Source organism: Jeotgalibaca dankookensis, from assembly GCF_002005405.1.
GTDB lineage: Bacteria > Bacillota > Bacilli > Lactobacillales > Aerococcaceae > Jeotgalibaca > Jeotgalibaca dankookensis.
The window spans coordinates 484,800-502,816 of sequence record NZ_CP019728.1 but is presented as its reverse complement, the minus strand read 5'-3'; the positions used below and the strand labels follow the sequence as shown (position 1 = coordinate 502,816).

At 37.0% G+C, this 18,017-nt stretch carries 16 protein-coding genes and 1 other RNA gene; 4 read left to right on the top strand and 13 right to left on the bottom strand.

The window, feature by feature from the left end:
- Positions 1 to 14 precede the first annotated feature (14 nt).
- From greA to gshAB, 13 genes are all read right to left on the bottom strand, one after another.
- Entirely contained in the window at positions 15 to 494 is a 480-nt protein-coding gene (gene greA / locus BW727_RS02480) for a transcription elongation factor GreA (RefSeq protein WP_062467660.1), read from the bottom strand.
- A 215-nt stretch (positions 495 to 709) separates the two neighbouring features.
- Positions 710 to 1,372: a uridine kinase gene (gene udk, locus BW727_RS02475; protein ID WP_062467659.1), complete on the bottom strand. Its 663-nt coding sequence runs from the start codon at positions 1,370 to 1,372 to the stop codon at positions 710 to 712.
- A complete protein-coding gene (mltG, locus tag BW727_RS02470; protein ID WP_227807241.1) occupies positions 1,353 to 2,519 on the bottom strand; it encodes an endolytic transglycosylase MltG in 1,167 nt (388 codons plus the stop codon). The genes udk and mltG overlap by 20 nt, the downstream gene beginning before the upstream one ends.
- Positions 2,520 to 2,669: 150 nt before the next feature.
- Positions 2,670 to 2,984 (bottom strand): DUF1292 domain-containing protein, encoded by a 315-nt coding sequence (locus BW727_RS02465; protein ID WP_062467657.1) that lies wholly within the window; start codon positions 2,982 to 2,984, stop codon positions 2,670 to 2,672.
- A gap of 19 nt (positions 2,985 to 3,003) precedes the next feature.
- On the bottom strand, positions 3,004 to 3,420 hold the full coding sequence (ruvX, locus tag BW727_RS02460) for a Holliday junction resolvase RuvX (protein ID WP_062467656.1): 417 nt from the start codon (positions 3,418 to 3,420) through the stop codon (positions 3,004 to 3,006).
- Positions 3,420 to 3,686, bottom strand: coding sequence for an IreB family regulatory phosphoprotein (locus tag BW727_RS02455; protein ID WP_062467655.1), 267 nt, complete (start codon positions 3,684 to 3,686; stop codon positions 3,420 to 3,422). The genes ruvX and BW727_RS02455 overlap by 1 nt, the downstream gene beginning before the upstream one ends.
- An 89-nt stretch (positions 3,687 to 3,775) precedes the next feature.
- Positions 3,776 to 6,415, bottom strand: a complete 2,640-nt coding sequence (alaS, locus tag BW727_RS02450; RefSeq protein WP_062467654.1) for an alanine--tRNA ligase — start codon at positions 6,413 to 6,415, stop codon at positions 3,776 to 3,778.
- A gap of 302 nt (positions 6,416 to 6,717) precedes the next feature.
- On the bottom strand, positions 6,718 to 9,111 hold the full coding sequence (gene recD2 / locus BW727_RS02445) for an SF1B family DNA helicase RecD2 (RefSeq protein ID WP_062467653.1): 2,394 nt from the start codon (positions 9,109 to 9,111) through the stop codon (positions 6,718 to 6,720).
- 106 nt (positions 9,112 to 9,217) lie between these two features.
- The gene (gene mnmA, locus BW727_RS02440) at positions 9,218 to 10,342 is read right to left on the bottom strand and encodes a tRNA 2-thiouridine(34) synthase MnmA (RefSeq protein WP_062467652.1); all 1,125 of its coding nucleotides are present in this window, start codon (positions 10,340 to 10,342) and stop codon (positions 9,218 to 9,220) included.
- A 174-nt stretch (positions 10,343 to 10,516) separates the two neighbouring features.
- On the bottom strand, positions 10,517 to 10,858 hold the full coding sequence (locus BW727_RS02435) for a cysteine desulfurase (protein WP_062467651.1): 342 nt from the start codon (positions 10,856 to 10,858) through the stop codon (positions 10,517 to 10,519).
- A 2-nt stretch (positions 10,859 to 10,860) separates the two neighbouring features.
- Complete coding sequence (locus BW727_RS02430; protein ID WP_062467650.1) at positions 10,861 to 12,015, bottom strand: cysteine desulfurase family protein; 1,155 nt, start codon at positions 12,013 to 12,015, stop codon at positions 10,861 to 10,863.
- A 24-nt stretch (positions 12,016 to 12,039) separates the two neighbouring features.
- Positions 12,040 to 13,113 carry a hypothetical protein gene (locus BW727_RS02425; protein ID WP_062467649.1) on the bottom strand — a complete coding sequence of 358 codons (1,074 nt, stop codon included), beginning with the start codon at positions 13,111 to 13,113 and terminating at the stop codon, positions 12,040 to 12,042.
- A gap of 2 nt (positions 13,114 to 13,115) precedes the next feature.
- Complete coding sequence (gshAB, locus tag BW727_RS02420; RefSeq protein ID WP_062467648.1) at positions 13,116 to 15,389, bottom strand: bifunctional glutamate--cysteine ligase GshA/glutathione synthetase GshB; 2,274 nt, start codon at positions 15,387 to 15,389, stop codon at positions 13,116 to 13,118.
- 158 nt (positions 15,390 to 15,547) lie between these two features.
- On the opposite strand from gshAB, the gene BW727_RS02415 reads away from it, so the two are divergent.
- The 4 genes from BW727_RS02415 (at position 15,548) to BW727_RS02400 (ending at position 17,975) form a co-directional block, all read left to right on the top strand.
- A complete protein-coding gene (locus BW727_RS02415; RefSeq protein WP_062467647.1) occupies positions 15,548 to 16,807 on the top strand; it encodes a replication-associated recombination protein A in 1,260 nt (419 codons plus the stop codon).
- A 103-nt stretch (positions 16,808 to 16,910) separates the two neighbouring features.
- A non-coding RNA gene (gene ssrS, locus BW727_RS02410) (6S RNA) lies at positions 16,911 to 17,100 on the top strand.
- A gap of 61 nt (positions 17,101 to 17,161) precedes the next feature.
- Positions 17,162 to 17,434, top strand: a complete 273-nt coding sequence (locus tag BW727_RS02405; RefSeq protein ID WP_062467646.1) for a hypothetical protein — start codon at positions 17,162 to 17,164, stop codon at positions 17,432 to 17,434.
- 79 nt (positions 17,435 to 17,513) lie between these two features.
- Positions 17,514 to 17,975, top strand: a complete 462-nt coding sequence (locus BW727_RS02400; protein ID WP_062467645.1) for a universal stress protein — start codon at positions 17,514 to 17,516, stop codon at positions 17,973 to 17,975.
- Positions 17,976 to 18,017: the final 42 nt, after the last annotated feature.

Here is an 18,017-nt window from a genome sequence, read left to right as displayed (position 1 = left end):
CAGTCCATTCTTCCTTATATTTTTGCCACTTTAATAATTTTTACAATCATGTCGCCACCTGGTGTACTAATTGTTACTTGGTCACCGACACGTTTTCCTAATAAGGCTTTAGCTATTGGGGAATCGTTAGATATTTTACCTTGTAAAGGATCTGCTTCGGCGCTCCCCACAATTGAATATTCTTCTTCTTCTTGATCAGGAAGCTCTGTAAAAGTAACTTTTCGACCTAAAGAAACAACATCTGCTTCAATATCTTTGTCATCAATAATTTCTGCCAAACGAATCATTTTCTCTAGAGTTGAAATCCGTCCCTCGACAAAAGCTTGCTCGTCTTTTGCGGATTCGTACTCTGAGTTTTCAGATAAGTCTCCGTAGCTTCTTGCAATTTTAATACGCTCAACAATTTCTTTCCGTTTGTTGATTTTTAGATTTTCTAATTCTTCTTCTAACTTTTGTTTTCCTTCTACTGTCATCGGATAAACTTTTTCAATCATCTTTCTTGCTCCCTTTTATTCTTATTGTGAAGTTTAATATTAAGATAGCCTTTATCTGTCGCTTTTTATGATGCTTTTTCAAGAAAGCAGGCATCCGCACGTAAGCGGATACCTGTTTTTTTATACCATATTCATAAAAAGTATAGATCAGCTATAATGTTAATAAAATACCACTTTCTTATAAAAATTACAAACATTATGTGAATATTTTATTATTAGTCAATACTTGTTAGGATTGAAGCTATTTTAGTTGTCATTAAATCAATGGCAACTTGGTTTTTTCCACCTTCTGGAATGATAATATCAGCGAACTTTTTTGAAGGTTCAACAAATTGATGGTGCATCGGCTTGACAACGCTCAAATATTGAGTAATCACGCTATCCAATGTACGTCCGCGTTCTTCAATATCACGTTTTATACGGCGGATGATACGAATATCGTCATCGGTGTCTACATAAACTTTGATGTCCATTAAATCACGGAGACGTTCATCTTCAAGTATCAAGATGCCTTCAACAATAATCACTTCTTTGGGTTCTCTATGAATCGTTTGATCGCTACGTGTATGTTTTGCGTAATCATAAATGGGTTGGTCAATCGACTTAAAAGCAATTAAGCTTTCCAAGTCTTCAATAAAGCGATCATTGTCAAAAGCAAAGGGATGGTCATAATTGGTTTTCAGCCGCTCCTCAAAAGGCAGATGACTTTGGTCTTTGTAGTAATAATCTTGTTCTAAGAGAAGGATCGATAAGTCAGTGAACTTCTCAAATATAGCTCGACTCACACTGGTCTTGCCACTTCCCGATCCTCCGGTTACGCCAATAACAATCGGTTTTTTCACAACGCCAGTTTCCTCTCTATTCTGAATTTGATTCATCATCAGGATCTTTTACATATTTTTCTTGGTATTCTAAATGTTCTTCAAAGTTTTTTGAAAAATAAACTTTTCCTGTTTCCAAGTCAGCTAGGAAGTATAGAAAATCAGTCTCAACAGGATTTAAAACAGCTTTAATAGATTCTTCACTTGGATTGTTAAATGGACCTGGTCCTATCCCCTTATTCAGATATAAATTATAAGGAGAATCCACTTCGGTGTCTTTGATGGTAACATATTCATTGTGTGATCCTAAAGAGTAAAGAATACTAATATCTGATTGAATCGGCATATCTTTTTCTAGTCGATTGAAAAAGACATCCGCTATTTTTTGACGGTCCTCGTAAACAACGCCTTCTTTTTCAACTAGTGAAGCTAAGGTTAAGAGTTCATGCAGGGAATAATCACTAGCATCGATTTGCGTTTGATAATTCATTAATACCTCATCTGTTTTTTCGACCATCATCGCAATCATATCTTCTGGTGTGTATTCGGTCAAATAATCATAAGTAGCTGGAAATAAGTAGCCCTCAAGTTTATATTTGATATCTTTATTTTTTAAAGCTTCCGTTATAACATTTGGGTATTCTTTCATTAGCGATTTTAAAAATTCTTTATCATTTACAGTTTTAATAAAGTCATTTTTTGTATATTCAGTTTTTTCTGCAAATTCGTCAGCTATCTCTTCTACAGTTGCTCCCTCACGAATTAAAATTTTATGGTCATCCGCTGTTGGTGATGAGGTTCCACCCTTTTCCAAAACTGAAATGATTTCATCCAAGGTCATTGCCGGTGCTACTTGGTAAAAGCCCGCTTGGAATTCATCCACATTCTGGGTTTTCATATAATAATTGAAAACAGTCGCATCATTTACAAGCTCTTTTTCTTCCATTATCTCAGCAATGCCTTTGGTCGTTGTCCCTAGTGGGATTTCTACCTCAATTAAATCAGTCTCTTCAAGATTATAAGGTTCCAAAGATCTGGATACATAATTATAACCGACTAACCCAACTATCAAAACAAGTAAAAGACCTACAAATACAATTGAAAAAACAATTTTACGAATGAGTGATTTTTCTTTTTCTCTTTCTTCACTAAAATTATTTGTAACGTCTGAATTATCTTTAGGTTGCTTGGTCAACTTCCTCACCAAATTTTAACCCCCTTATTCATCATGATTGAAAACATTTACTACGTATAACTCAAATCATTATACATGAAAAACTTTTTTTTTGAACTTTTACTCCCACTTTAGCCAGAACAAAAGCCAGGATTTCTCCTGGCTTTATAGGGTGACTGTTTAGTCTTCTTCGTTCTCTTCATCTGTCATAAATGTGTTCAATACTTCTTCAATCATTTCCCATTCTGCATCCGTCTCGATTGGTTTTAAATCACCTTCGGTACCATCTTCATTTTCTATATATGAAAATGCTTGAAGTTCAATCTCTTCCCCTTCAGGGATTCCTGCTGGGTAAAGTAAAACATAAGATTTTCCAAAATCTTCAGATTCAAATGTAAATAGGATTTCGTGTAGTTCTTCATTACCTTGTTCATCTACAATTGTAATATGGTCGTGATCATGATGCTCGTGATCGTGATGTTCATGTTCTGTCATATTGACACCTCTTTAATTTTTATTGTGAGTCTAAATAATTTTGTAACAAAATAACCGCAGCAAGTTTATCGATTACTTTTTTACGTTTTTTACGCGAAACATTTCCTTCGTTAACTAACATTTTCTCTGCTTGAACTGTTGTTAAACGTTCATCGACAAAATCAACGGGCAAACCAAATGTTTCTTCTACCATTCTACCATAAGTCAGTGACGCTTCGGCGCGAGGACCAATGGAATTATTCATATTTTTTGGTAAGCCGATCACAATTTTATCAACTTCATAGATTGTAATCAGTTCTTTTAACCGTTCAAAACCAAATTGACCTACAGCTTCATTAATAGGAATGATTTCTACGCCTTGTGCCGTCCACCCCATTAAATCACTAACTGCGACGCCAACCGTTTTTGAACCAACATCTAATCCCAGTATTCTCACTATTTATCCTCTGAATCAATCGCTAAATAGCTGCGAAGTAGTTCTTCCATAATTTCATCACGCTCAAAGCGACGAATCAAATTACGAGCATCTTTGTGACGTGGAATGTAAGCCGGATCACCTGATAGCAAAAAGCCGACGATTTGATTTACTGGATTATAGCTTTTCTCTTCAAGTGCCTGGTATACAATTGACAATGTTTCTTTAATATCTTTATTTGAACGCTCATCAAAGTTAAATAACATTGTTTCATCTAATGATTTCAATATAGACACCCCAATTTTTTTATTTATCCTTATTTTACAAGACTTCGCTTCAAACTACAACCCAATCAAATAAACTTATGAAAACATTATCACTGAGCTAACCATTCACCTACACGTTTAAGAGCCTCAGGAATTCCGGAAGGATCTTTTCCACCCGCTTGCGCCATGTCTGGTCGACCGCCACCACCGCCGCCAACGAGGGGAGCAATTTCTTTAATTAAATCGCCTGCTTTAATACTTTTCGTTTTATCTTTTGCTACAGCAGCTAATAAACTTACTTTTCCATCCAAATCAGAAGCTACTACAAAAACATCAGAACTAGCTTTTTGTCTCCACTGGTCAGCCATTTCTCTTAAATCATTCATTCCTTGGTTCTTCGCGTGATAAGTAATATAGCTAAAGCCATTCACTTCTTCGACCTTACTAAAGATGTCTTGGGATTCTACAGCCATTAATTTAGAACGCAGGGAATCTTTTTCCGCTTCTATTTCTTTAAGATGTTGCTTTAATCCTTCTATTTTAGTAACCACTTCTTTTGTTTGTTGGGCTTTAACAGCCTGAGCTGCTGCCGTTAACTCTGCTTCTTTTTGGCGGAAATAGTCGTATGCCGCTTGGCTTGTCACTGCTTCAATTCGACGTACACCAGCACCAATACCGGACTCAGAACGTATTTTGAAAACGCCAATATCTTGGCTATTAGCGACATGATTCCCACCACATAGTTCAATGGAATAATCCCCGACTTTTACAACCCGAACTTCTTTTCCGTATTTTTCACCAAAAAGAGCCATCGCACCCATTTCTTTTGCTTTATCAATAATCGTTTCGAGTGTTGTCACAGGTAGCGCATCCCAAATCTTTTGGTTTACGATTGTTTCCATTTCTAGTAACTCTTCCGCAGTAACTTGACCAAAATGCGTAAAGTCAAAGCGCAAATAATTCGGTGCAACGAGAGAACCAGCTTGGGCGGCATGGCTCCCGAGTGTGTCTTTTAGTGCTTGGTGCAACAAATGAGTCGCTGTATGATTTTTAGTGATACTACGACGACGTTTTTCGTCTACTTGAAGTGTATAGACATACCCCACATGTAGTTGATTTTTAACTGCTACTGTATGAAGGTGTTGGCCATTTGGAGCGCGCTTAACTTCAGTAACTTCTCCGACTACTTTACCTGTTTTATCTTGTAAAAGCCCTTTATCCGTTACTTGCCCCCCCATTTCAGCATAGAAAGGCGTTTCTTTAAAGATAACTTGGACTGTCTCACCAGCATTTGCTGTATTTTGCAATTCGTCTTCTACAATTAAAACAGACAACTCAGAATTTATAACCAATTGGTCATAACCCACAAAACGACTGTCGACATCAATTTCACCTAAGACACGCGTTTGGACAGAAAAAGAATCTTCTACTTGACGAGCTGCACGGGCACGATTGCGCTGACTCTGCATTTCTTCATTAAACCCATCTTTATCAACAGTGAAACCTTTTTCTTCTGCGTACTCTTCTGTTAATTCTAATGGAAACCCATACGTATCGTACAGTTTGAAGGCATCTTTACCTGGAACCACTTGTGTATTATTTTGTTCGATTGTATCAAATACCGAGTATAAAATATCAAGTCCGTCATGGATGGTTTCTTGGAAACGTTGCTCTTCATTTGTAATAACTTTAATGATAAATTCTTGATTTGCTTTTACTTCTGGATAATAAACAGCCATTATATCAGCCACTACCGGAACAAGTTCAAATAAAAATAAACGGTTTATTCCCAGTTTCTGACCGTGCATAACAGAGCGGCGGATTAGGCGGCGAAGAATATACCCTCTGCCTTCATTAGATGGTAATGCCCGATCGCCAATTGCAAAGCTTACAGCACGAACATGATCTGCGATAACTTTAAAAGAAACGTCTGCCTGCTTATCTTGCCCGTATTTTACCTTACCGGCAAGCTCTTCAATTTTATGGATAATAGGCATGAATAAATCTGTTTCAAAGTTAGTTGGCGCATTTTGAACGATCGAAACAACACGTTCCAATCCCATTCCTGTATCGACATTTTTATGCGGTAGTGGTTGATAACTGCCATCTGGCATATGATTAAACTCAGAAAAAACTAAGTTCCAAATTTCAAGATACCGTTCGTTTTCTCCACCTGGATACATTTCTGGATCACTATCGTCTAAATCCTGAAATTTTGGGCCGCGATCATAGAAAATTTCGGTATCGGGGCCACAAGGGCCTGCTCCGATATCCCAGAAATTATCAGCAACTGCTACAATATGCTCATCTGTTAAACCAACTTTCTCAGACCATATACGCTTGGTATCTGTATCTTCAGGATAATAGGTGACATATAGAAGGTCAGGATCAAAACCTAACCACTTTTCATCTGTTAAAAATTCCCATGCCCATGGAATCGCTTCTTCTTTGAAGTAGTCACCAATTGAAAAATTACCCAACATCTCGAATAAGGTATGGTGGCGCGCAGTTACACCGACATTCTCAATATCATTCGTCCGAATACTTTTTTGGACATTCGTAATTCGAGGATTATCTGGTTTAACAGATCCGTCGAAATATTTTTTTAATGTCGCTACTCCTGAGTTAATCCAAAGCAGTGTGGGATCATCAACTGGTACTAGAGAAGCACTTGGCTCAACTTTGTGCCCTTTAGAAGCCCAAAAATCTAAAAATAAGTTGCGGATATCATTACTGGTTAATTGTTTCATTATGTATCATCCTCTTCACTATTTTAAAAAAAATAAAACACCCCATTGCATTCAAGGGCGTTTTAACGCGGTACCACCTTGATTGCAATGGAATGTTAGTCATTTCATTCATCATTACGTCTCTATACCGTTAACGCTGGTCGCGACGATATTGCTATCGTATTAAAAAAAGGGAGCATTATTTGCGGTGTCCCCTTTCACCAGTGGTGGACTCTCTTTCTGTTACAAATAATATGGCCTTTTACAATCGTTGCTATTATAACTAAAAACAAACACCAGTGCAAGTACAAAAAGTACGAGCTCTATTTCATAAATTCTTTTGGCCCTAAGTCTGTCATGCCAATCATAGGGTCAACCTCTTGGTTGATTATCATGGCATGCGTTAATATGTAAGATTCTTTTATTTTCTCTGGCGGTTTCGGTTCTAAATAAACTTGTTTTTCGCGCTGATTAAAACGCACAATTTTCTCTACCAGCATTGTTTTTCGAATGTCACCGGTGTTTTCTGTCGCAAAGGCAAAAGAGGCTTCTTCGCCGCAAAGGATTAGTTTGTTTTTACTACGTGTAATCGCTGTGTACAAAAGATTTCGTCTCAACATCCGACCATATTGGCGAACCATTGGTAAAATAACCATATCAAACTCGCTACCCTGGGCTTTATGAATGGAGCAACAATAAGAAAGCGTAAACTTATTCCAGTCTTTTTTCTGATAGGTAACTTCGGTTGTATCGAATAGAATAGTTACTTCATCCACTTTATCAGCTGTTTCTTTGGCAAGTTGAATGCTGGTAATTTCACCCATATCGCCGTTAAAAACATTCAGCTCTGGCTGATTAACAAGTTGTAACACTTTATCTCCTACACGATAAACAAAATCAAAATGTTTTACTTCGCGCCTTTTTTTATCTGGATTAGGGTTCATTATTTCTTGCATCATTACATTTAAAGCATTAATCCCTGCTGGTCCTTTATACATAGGGGCTAATATTTGGATATCTTTAGCCATAAACCCCTTGGCTTTAGCTTTTTCAACGACGACTCGAACAAGTGGCTCAATTTGAGCTGCTTGACAAGAAAAAAAAGAGCGATCCGGTTGATTGCTTTTAAAGTCATCGGGTAAACGCCCGTTTTTTATATCATGGGCAAGTGGAATGATAGAAGAATCATCAGCTTGTCTGTATATTTGCGACAATTCTATATGTGGAATTGCCTTACTTTCTAATAAATCATTTAATACTTGACCGGGCCCTACTGAAGGTAGTTGATCCTTGTCTCCCACAAGAATTACCTGCATACCAGCGGGTACTGATTTTAATAACCGATGCATCAGCCAAGTATCAACCATGGACGCTTCATCAATAATTAATAGCTTACCTTCTAACTCAGCAGTATACATTTCTTCATTTGGATTTTCTTGTCCCGTTAAGCCTAATAAACGGTGAATGGTGCTGCTAGGAATGCCAGTCATTTCGTTCATTCGCTTAGCGGCACGACCAGTTGGTGCTGCCATAATAATCGGATAGATACCATCAGTAAATTCATTAGAATCGAGTGGTAAATCATTCAGTGCACTAAATAACTGGACAATTCCCTTTAATACAGTGGTTTTTCCGGTTCCTGGACCGCCCGTTAAAATAAAAAAACGGTTACTGATCGCTCGAACAATAGCATCTACTTGAATGGCATCATAAACAATTTCTAAATTTTTTTGAATTGTTTTTAATTCCTTTTTTATATCCGTTTCTGGGTACGTTACTTCTTGTCTTTTATTTAGTAATTGATCTAAATTAGCAGCAATTCCTTCTTCTGAAAAGTAAAGAGAAGGCAAGGCAAATCGTCGTTCATCTTCAATTATTTTCATTTCTTCAACTAGTTCAACCAAAGCTTCAATTAAGAGTTTATCCTCGATAATGAAACGACGCGAGGTTTCTAACATCTGTAAACTATAGGTCATCAACTCATTACTCGCTACATAGGTATCACCATTTGCTAAACAAATATCATTGATCGTTGCCAATAAGGCCCCTTTAATGCGGTTTTTATCGTCAGCCGGAATCGCAAGTTCTTCTGCTAACCGATCGGCTGTTTGAAAGCCTAAACCTTCAACATCTTCTATGAGCTGGTAAGGATTTTCTTTGATGATTTTTAGCGTGTCACCTTTATAAACATTTATAATCGCAGCCGCCATGTTGTTTGAAAACCCATAATTGACCAACTCAATGATCGTCTTTTCAGTACCTTGTGTTTGCTGAATCACATCATAGATTAAAGCGCGTTTTTTATCATTTAAGCCCTTAACCGCCTCTAACGATGCGGGATTTTCTAATATGGCATCAATAGAATCGAGGCCTAAGTGTTCAACAATTTTTTCAGCTGTTCGTTTTCCAATACCTGGAAAACGTTCCCCAGATAAATAAGCAATAAGACCACTTTTACCCGTTGGTTTTTCTCTCTCATAAGAAATTGCTTGAAATTGCACACCATAACGAGGGTGATTAACAACCGATCCAAAAAAACGGTAGCGCGTATCGGTTGTCATTTCCCCGAAAGTACCCGTTACGACAATTTCATCGTTTTCTAATTCAAAATTATTTTCTTCTAGGCTAATAAGAACAACTTTATAGAAGTTAGATGGATTTTCATAAAATATAGCCTTTATTTCACCAGTAATATAGGGTTGTGACGTTTCTTCCATTCCATCTATCTCCTTTCATTCTTTTCTACCCTCTATCATACCAAAATATCGAAGTAACCTAAATGAAAAAAACAAAAAGACACTTCTTTTTAAGAAGTGCCGCATTTTATACATATTGTAAGAGGGTTTCTTTTTGGAAAGCTTTGTCAATTGTCCCTCCACCTAAACATTCCATATCTTTATAAAAAACCACTGCTTGTCCAGGTGTAATTGCGCGTACCGGCTCATCAAAGACTACCGTAGCTTCTGTTTGATCATCATTCAACGTGACTGTTACACTTGTATCTTTTTGACGATAACGGAACTTAGCCGTACATTTAAAAGTCTTTGGCATTTTTTCTTCGGTAGTAAAACGAATATCAGTTGCTAACAAGCTATTTGCGTATAAACGTTCATGGTGGTAACCTTGTCCAACATAAAGCGTATTTGTTTCTAAGTCTTTACCTACTACAAACCAAGGATCATCTGTTTGACCGCCGCCACCAATTCCTAATCCTTTTCTTTGGCCAATGGTATAATACATCAAACCGGCATGTATGCCCATTTTAGTGCCATCTAAACTCATCATATCACCAGATTGTGCGGGTAAATAATTTGTTAGAAATTCCGTAAAGTTTTTCTCACCAATAAAACAAATACCAGTAGAATCTTTCTTTTTAGCAGTTGCCAGCCCTGCTTCTTCAGCAATACGACGAACTTCAGATTTTTCTAATCCGCCGAGTGGAAATAGAGTTTTTGAAAGTTGTTCTTGTGAAAGTTGGTTTAAGAAGTAAGTTTGATCCTTGTTATTATCAACACCTCTTAGCATGTGCGCACGACCATCTTTATCTCTGACCACTTGGGCATAGTGACCGGTTGCGACATAATCAGCTCCCAAATCGACTGCGTAATCTAAAAAAGCTCGAAATTTGATTTCTTTATTGCACATCACGTCTGGATTAGGAGTGCGACCTTTTTTATACTCATCCAAGAAATATTGAAAAACTTTGTCCCAGTATTCCTTTTCAAAATTAACAGAATAATATGGAATTCCAATTTGTTGTGCGACTGCTTGCACGTCTTTATAATCCTCTGTTGCGGTACAAACTCCAAATTCATCTGTGTCATCCCAATTTTTCATAAAAATACCAATCACATCATACCCTTGTTCTTTTAGCATAAGGGCAGTAACAGACGAGTCGACGCCACCACTCATTCCCACAACAATTCTTGTTTTAGCATTTTCTGTCATTGTCACATTCTCCTTTCATTTTTTACCTGTTCACTTCTAAATAATAAGTAACTTGTATACAAATAGGAATAATACACGAATTAAGCGTAGATAGCAACCTCTTTGTTTCATTGCTAGTTTTTAAATATTAAATATAAAGAAGCTAGGATAAAATTCCTAGCTTCTTTGGTTTTCTTAAACGACTTCTAAGATACCTTGTTCTACAAAATTATTAAGTAAATATTCAAGCTGTTCAATAAGTGGACGCATACTCTCGTTGCTGTAAATATCGACTGTTCGTAAACCGTTTGCGCTCGTTGTAGACATTTTCAGATCGGTAAGATCATTTGAAACCACTACTTTTAACAAAATACCTTGCTTACTATTAGTAACAGTACTCAAATCGCGAATGAATTGAAATTTACCTGATTTTGTTTCAGTAAACCCTTGGTCTCGTAAAGTATACCGCTTAACGTTTTGATTAAGCCGATATTGCTTTGTATCCCCTTTGAAGCTGACTGTTTTACTACTTGACATCCTTAGCCCTCCTTTATTGTTTCTTCGTTATATCTTCCTTGTAACTTAGCTAATAGTGCAACAAAGCGATCTATTTCTTGAGTGGTGTTTTCTTTTCCAAAAGAAACCCGTATGGATTCTAAGATGCGTTCTTTGTTATCACCAAACATGGCCATCAACACATGACTCGGTTCGAGACTACCAGCCGTACAGGCCGAACCAGCTGAAATCATGATTCCTTGTAGATCAGATTGGATTAATAGCTTGTCCGACTTTAGGTGAGGCAACCAGATATTGATAATATGTGGTAGGCCTCCTTCAATTTGGCCATTCACTCCAAAATGAACCCCATATTCGGTTAGTTGTTGCAGGAAATATTGACGTAAGTATTGCTTATGGTCATTATTTTCTTGACGATTTGCGAGCATTTTTTCAACTGCTTTGGCAAAGCCATGAATATAGGCAGTATTTTCTGTTCCACCACGGTGATCATTTTCCTGCGTTCCTCCGTGTAAGTAGTTGGGTAAGTGTAAAGCACTACGGCGAAATAAAAATCCGGTTCCTTTCGGACCGTTTAATTTATGTGCCGTCACAGATAAAAGATCAATGTTTTCAGCCTTGACGTCAATCGGCAACGTCCCATACGCTTGGACAGCATCCGTATGGAAATATGCAGGATGTTGCGCTACGACTTCACTAATTTCTTTAATTGGATTGACGCTCCCAACTTCGTTATTAGCATAAATGATTGAAACTAAAATGGTATCCGAACGCAATGCCATTTTTACTTGCTGAGCTGTTACGCAACCGTACTTATCTACTGGTAAATAGGTAACCTCAAATCCTTGCGTTTCTAAATACTGCATGGGATGTAAAACTGAATGGTGTTCGACCATGGTGGTAATAAGGTGATGTCCTTTTTCACGTAAAGCCATTGCAGTTGCAATAATAGCTGTATTGTTTGATTCTGTTGCACCACTTGTTAGGATGATATCTTCTGACTTCGCTTGAATTGACCTAGCAAACACCTCACGTGCTTGATCTACTAATTGGCGTGTTTCTCGACCAATTTGGTAGAGACTTGACGGATTACCATAATTATTAGCTAAAGTCTCTGAAATCACAGCAACGATGTCACTGTCAACAGGAGTTGTAGCAGCATTGTCAAAATAAATCATTATCTTCCTCTTTTCTTTTCGTATTTAATCGATATATTCTTTTAACCAATCAAGTAATTTTTTTTGCAACTGTAATTCTGCTTGACTCACACTTATTTGAGAAAGCGCGCTTTTATTTTTTAATATCTGTTTCGTTTGATTGATATCTATTTTTATAAAAAAGCTGTAAGCCGCTTGCACAGCAATAGACTGTTCATAGTAAGTTTTTAGTTCTCGCCTTTGATCAATTTGTTTAGAGAGTTTTTTTGCGGCATCATAACGACCAAAGAGAGCATACAGGAAGAGGTTGGCACTAGCTAATTTCCTTGCATAAGGAGATTGAAGAAAGTTCCAATGTTGGTCGTATTGCCTTCTCAGCTGTTCAGCTTTTTCAAAATCTAAAACTGATAGTTGTCTTTGATAAGCGACTAATAAAAGATACTCTCCTAAACGCGACTCCGTAAAAATACTTTGTTCAATTTCATCAAAGTAGTCAGCTGGTAAATCTTCAAATGTTTGACCTGCTTCGAGTAAAGCTTTTATATTTAATTCCTTTAAAAATATTTTTTTAGCTCGCTCAGACTGGCTAATCGTTCGAATAAGAGTGCCTTCTTCTAAGAGGTACCAGAAAAATAATAAAAAGGGTGGCAAACTTAGAGCAAATGCCGAAAAACTCCAAATACCTTGAAGAAAAAAAGAACCTGTATAAAAAGTGACTGCTGTTATAAGGTTAACAAGAAGTCCTCCAGCCAGATATAAAAAATAAGGCGTTTGTAAACCCTTCTTATTAGTGGATGGCGTCATCACACATTGCGCTTTAAAAACAGATTGATTTATAGACATTCGTCTTATTTTTTTATTTATAGCATCATAGCGAATATTGGATAATTGAAAGAAAACCAACCTATAACCAGTTAGTTTCCCAAATAAAAAATGTCCGCTTTCATGAAGCATGATATGAATATACTGTGTATAAACAGCTATTAACATAACAATTACTAATTGAATAAGTGGTATTGAGTTAATCAGCTGATCGAATGTCTGATTCCTTCCAACTAAATACCCAAAGCTCAGAGCAATAAAAGAAACAAAAACTAGAAAAAACTGTTTTAATTTCATTCTTACTCCCCCTTTATCTCCATTTCTGGAAATAACAAACCCAGAACATCTAGAGTCAAACGACGTCCTTGGCCTTGATAAGGATAGATGTGCATCATCATTGCTGGGTTAAAGTTTGCTTCAATAATACCATACCCGGGATTTTCTTCGCTTGGTGGAATCCGGTAATCGTCCACCATGATGTCTACACCAGAAAAAGTAGCCCCCATTGCTTTCGCGACACCCACAGCAATTTTTTTATAACTTTCATGCATATCATCTGTAAAATCAAAAGAGTCCCCACCGGTACTGATATTTGAATTTTCTCGCAAATAAACCGTTGTCCCTTCCTCAGGTACAGAATCTACTGTATAGCCTTGTTCATCCAGAGCTAATTGTTCAATTTTACCGAGTTCTATTAACGTTAAAGGAGTCAGATGATTTTTACCACGAAGAGGATTATTATTTTTAATAGCTACTAATTCTTTTATAGTATGCTCCCCATCACCAACAACGTTAGCAGCTACACGCAACAAAACAGCTCTTGTTTCATCACCCGCTACGAAGAAACGGTATTCTGTACCATGAACAAAATCTTCTACAAGTACGGTCGTATCTTCTTCGAAAGCAATTTCAATGGCTTTTCGATAATTTGTTTCGTTAGCTCCATCTTTAAAGATTGAAATCCCAATACCGTAATTAGTCGATTTTGGTTTTACAACGAACCCTTTCTTTTCAAAAAGACTGTAGTCGCGAAGCGCATCCTCTACTTGTGTATATTCTTTACTTGCAGGAACAACGTAACCTTCTTTAGCTAAAATTTTCTTAGTTACCACCTTATTCGCCATCACGAGTGATGAAATATAAGTGTCGAGTGACGTCATGTTCCCATTTTTAACATATTCCAAATGATCTTGATATCTCAGTGATAAAAACTGATCATGGCGGTCCAATACTTCAATGTGTAAACCTTTTTGAATAGCATCATGAAGTAAAATTTGTGTCGATAGTTCCATTTCTTCAAATCCACGCAAAGCGTACGGTCTCTCTAGTGCTTCAGCTTTGTAAGCTTTTGCTTGATCCAATACCCATTTGTAGTATTCTTCTCTAGGAATTGAAGCCAGACGTCCGCTAATTGTTAAGCTTGGATTGTAAAAAGCAGCTATTTTTTCTTCTACAATACTGGTATCTATTCCTAGCTCAACAAGCATTTGTTTAATCCCTTCTAATAGTTGGATGCCTTCTTCCTTGTAGGTGGATTCGGAATGTGGATGTTCAAAAGCCGTTACATGGTTCATCTTTTTACCAATTGCTCTACCCTCTTGGCCCACTTCTGTTTCAGTCCATACCAAATACATTAAAAAGTAATGGATAAATTTCATATCCTCGGTTGTAATCCCAAACGGGGCGAAGGGATTCAAATCAAACAAACGAAATTCTAAATAAGCAATGCCGTTTTTTAAAATTTCTTGTGCGCTATTTCCGCCGCGAAAACGTACATTTGAATAAAACTCTTTTTCCGCAATCAATTTCTTATCTGTTACCATTTGTCCAATTGTCTTAACATATTCTTCGACAGACTCAAAAGAAACAAAAACATCTTCATTATTTACATACCCATATTTACTACTACGTAAACTTCTTATCAAACCGTCAGGAATATCTTCTGGTATTTGATTTTCCTGAAAATATTCGGGTTTTGTCTCAATAGATGCGCCCATCAAATAGGTTAACACCCACTGATAGCGTAAAAAATTATGAGCTAATTTCAAATAAACGCGTGATTTAAAATCTTTTAAACTGATGTCAGTAGTTTTTTGTCCATATAGCGCCTTGATAAAATCGGCATGGAATTCAAAATTATAATGAATACCACTCACCATCTGTTTTCTTTTTCCATATGTCTCTACTAAATACTCCCGATAAGCGACATCTTTGGCACGGTCAAGTTTAGCAACCTTAATATCTTCATCAGCTGGCATATAAAGCGGTGAACTCGTTGGTAGCAAGTACTCATCTTCAGGGATTGTTTGTAATGACACATCATGAATAGCCATTAGCCACCTTGAAACTTCTTCTACACTTTCTAATGGGGGGGTAACAAGTTCCATTTGTGATTCGGCAAAATCCGTGTGTATGTATGGATGAAAATTACGATTCCCAAATTCTGAAGGATGATCTGTTTTTGAAATATGGCCATCTTTTAATATTCGTTGCGACTCTTTTTCGATCCCGAATGTCCCTTGCGTAAATAGGGGTTCTAATTTATTTTTCTTTATAACCTCTTGTATATTCATTTTTTAAGCTCACTTTCATAAACAATATTCAATGGTTCTATTATAACCATACACATGGGTTTTGATAAGCAAGTTTACTTATATAATGTAAATTAAATCGAATGTTTGTTCCTTTGTAGCCAATAGCTTATAATAACAAAGACAAAGGAGCGGGTATTATGAAGAAACCACTAGCCTACCGGATGCGTCCTAAAACGATTGATCAAGTTGTAGGACAAGAACACTTAGTAGGCAAAAATCGAATTATTCGGCGTATGGTAGATGCGAAAATGCTATCTTCAATGATTTTATATGGACCACCTGGTACCGGAAAAACAAGTATTGCTAGCGCCATTTCTGGATCAACAAAGTCAGCTTTTCGACATTTAAATGCCGCGACAGATTCAAAAAAAGATTTACAAATTGTAGTAGAAGAAGCTAAATTTTCAGGTCAAGTTATTTTACTCTTGGATGAAATCCATCGTCTCGATAAACCAAAACAAGATTTCCTCTTACCTCACCTAGAGAGTGGCCTTGTTATCCTAATCGGAGCGACAACAGAAAACCCTTATATTAGTATTAGTCCTGCGATTCGAAGTCGCTGTCAAATATTTGAAGTAAAACCGTTAAGCAGCACCGATATGCAAAAAGCACTGAATCGCGCTTTAGAGGACAAAACTGACGGTTTGGGAGAACTTCCAATCGTAATTGATGAAAGTGCTTTATTGCATCTTTCTCGCAGCTCTATGGGAGATTTACGAGGTGCTCTCAACGCATTAGAATTAGCTGCCCTTTCTACCCCCCCTAATGAAAACGGAAATATTAAAATTACTCTAGCTGTTGCTGAGGAGTGCTTACAACGGAAAGCACTTGTTCACGACAAAGATGGTGATGCTCATTACGACGTTATTTCAGCTTTTCAAAAGTCAATTCGTGGCAGTGATGTCGATGCATCCCTTCATTATTTAGGCCGTCTTGTTGAAGCTGGTGAATTAACTGTCATCTGCCGCCGCTTAATGGTGATTGCTTATGAAGATATTAACTTTGGCAATCCAAATGCTGTCCAGAGAACAGTCTCTGCAGTACAAGCAGCACAGATGCTGGGGTTGCCCGAAGCACGTATTCCTTTGGCGCATGCCGTTATCGATCTTGCCTTATCTCCTAAATCTAATTCGTCGATAGAAGCAATTGATCGCGCACTACAGGATATTCGAGATGGAAAATCAGGTGATGTTCCCAAGCATTTAAAGGATTTTCATTATAAAGGAGCAGAAGCTTTAGGTCGGGGAGTTTCTTATAAGTTTCCGCATGCTTATGAGGATCACTGGGTTGCCCAACAATACCTTCCCGATTCAATTAAACAGGCTGTTTATTATAAGCCAGCTGTGACTGGCAAGTATGAACAAGCACTTTCCAGTCAGTTGAAAAAAAGGAAATGACATCATCAAGACGGCGCTTCCATCCTTATCTTCTAGAGCTTTTTTTAATATTTTAAGTATTCATTCTTGCATAAGTTTTTTCGATATGCTACTATAAGTACAAGAAGTTCTGAGGTGTACGATATATTCTCAATGTGTTGACCGAACAAATAATTTTACCTTGGGATCCTTGATAAATGTTCAAATAGCATGCCACTTCATATGGACACTAGATGACATTTTGTGGAGCCCACCTGCTGATATTGCGGGTTCAAAACTAGTAGAATAACAAAAACGGCACCATCGGAATTTTTTATAAAGTATTAACTTTAGAAGCCGCTCTTATGAGCGGCTTTTAATTTTGTAGGTGATAAAATGATTCAAGCTATGATGTTCCTATTCTCTCTTTTGCTTGGACTTTTGACTTGGTTTTTATTAACAAAATCCAGTGAAATAGTCCTTGTCTTTGATAAAAAAAGTGTAGAAAAAACCCTTCGTTTTAATGGAAAAATTTACTTTTCCTTTACAATTTTATCTTTTTTCAGCGTTTTATTAAATAGCCAACTTATTTATACGGTCATTTTAACTATCATTTCTATCTATACGGCTTTTTTCTCGATTCGATTAGCTTCTTCGCTTAAAAAATAACCGTTTCCTTTTCTTTATGTTTCTTGTGTTATCGGTTACAATATAAGTATCAGAAGACTTATAGAATGGAGTGGTTGAGATGATGAAAGAATATGAAGTGATTCTATCGCCCGTTGATGGTTCGGAACAGTCTGAGTTAGCTTTTAAAAAAGCCGTTCATGTGGCAAAAAAAATTAATGCAAAACTTGTGATTGCGCATGTCATTGATACAAGAGCAATCCAAACACCATCGGGGTTTGAAGGTAATTTTTCAGACGAAATCATTCGTCAAACAAAAGTCATGATGGATTACCATGAAAAAATTGCGCGTGATCATGGGGTTAAAGATGTTGAGACCGTCGTCGATTATGGTTCGCCCAAGATAATGATCGCTAAAGATTTAGCTGTAAAAAACCATGCTGATTTAATTATGATTGGAGCAACAGGTTTGAATGCTGTAGAACGATTATTTATTGGATCCATTTCTGAGTACGTTATTCGAAATGCTCCTTGTGACGTTACTGTTGTTCGAACTGATTTAGAAAATTATAGTAAATTTTAAAGCATAAAAAAGGATGGGCCTCAATGGACCCACCCTTTTTTT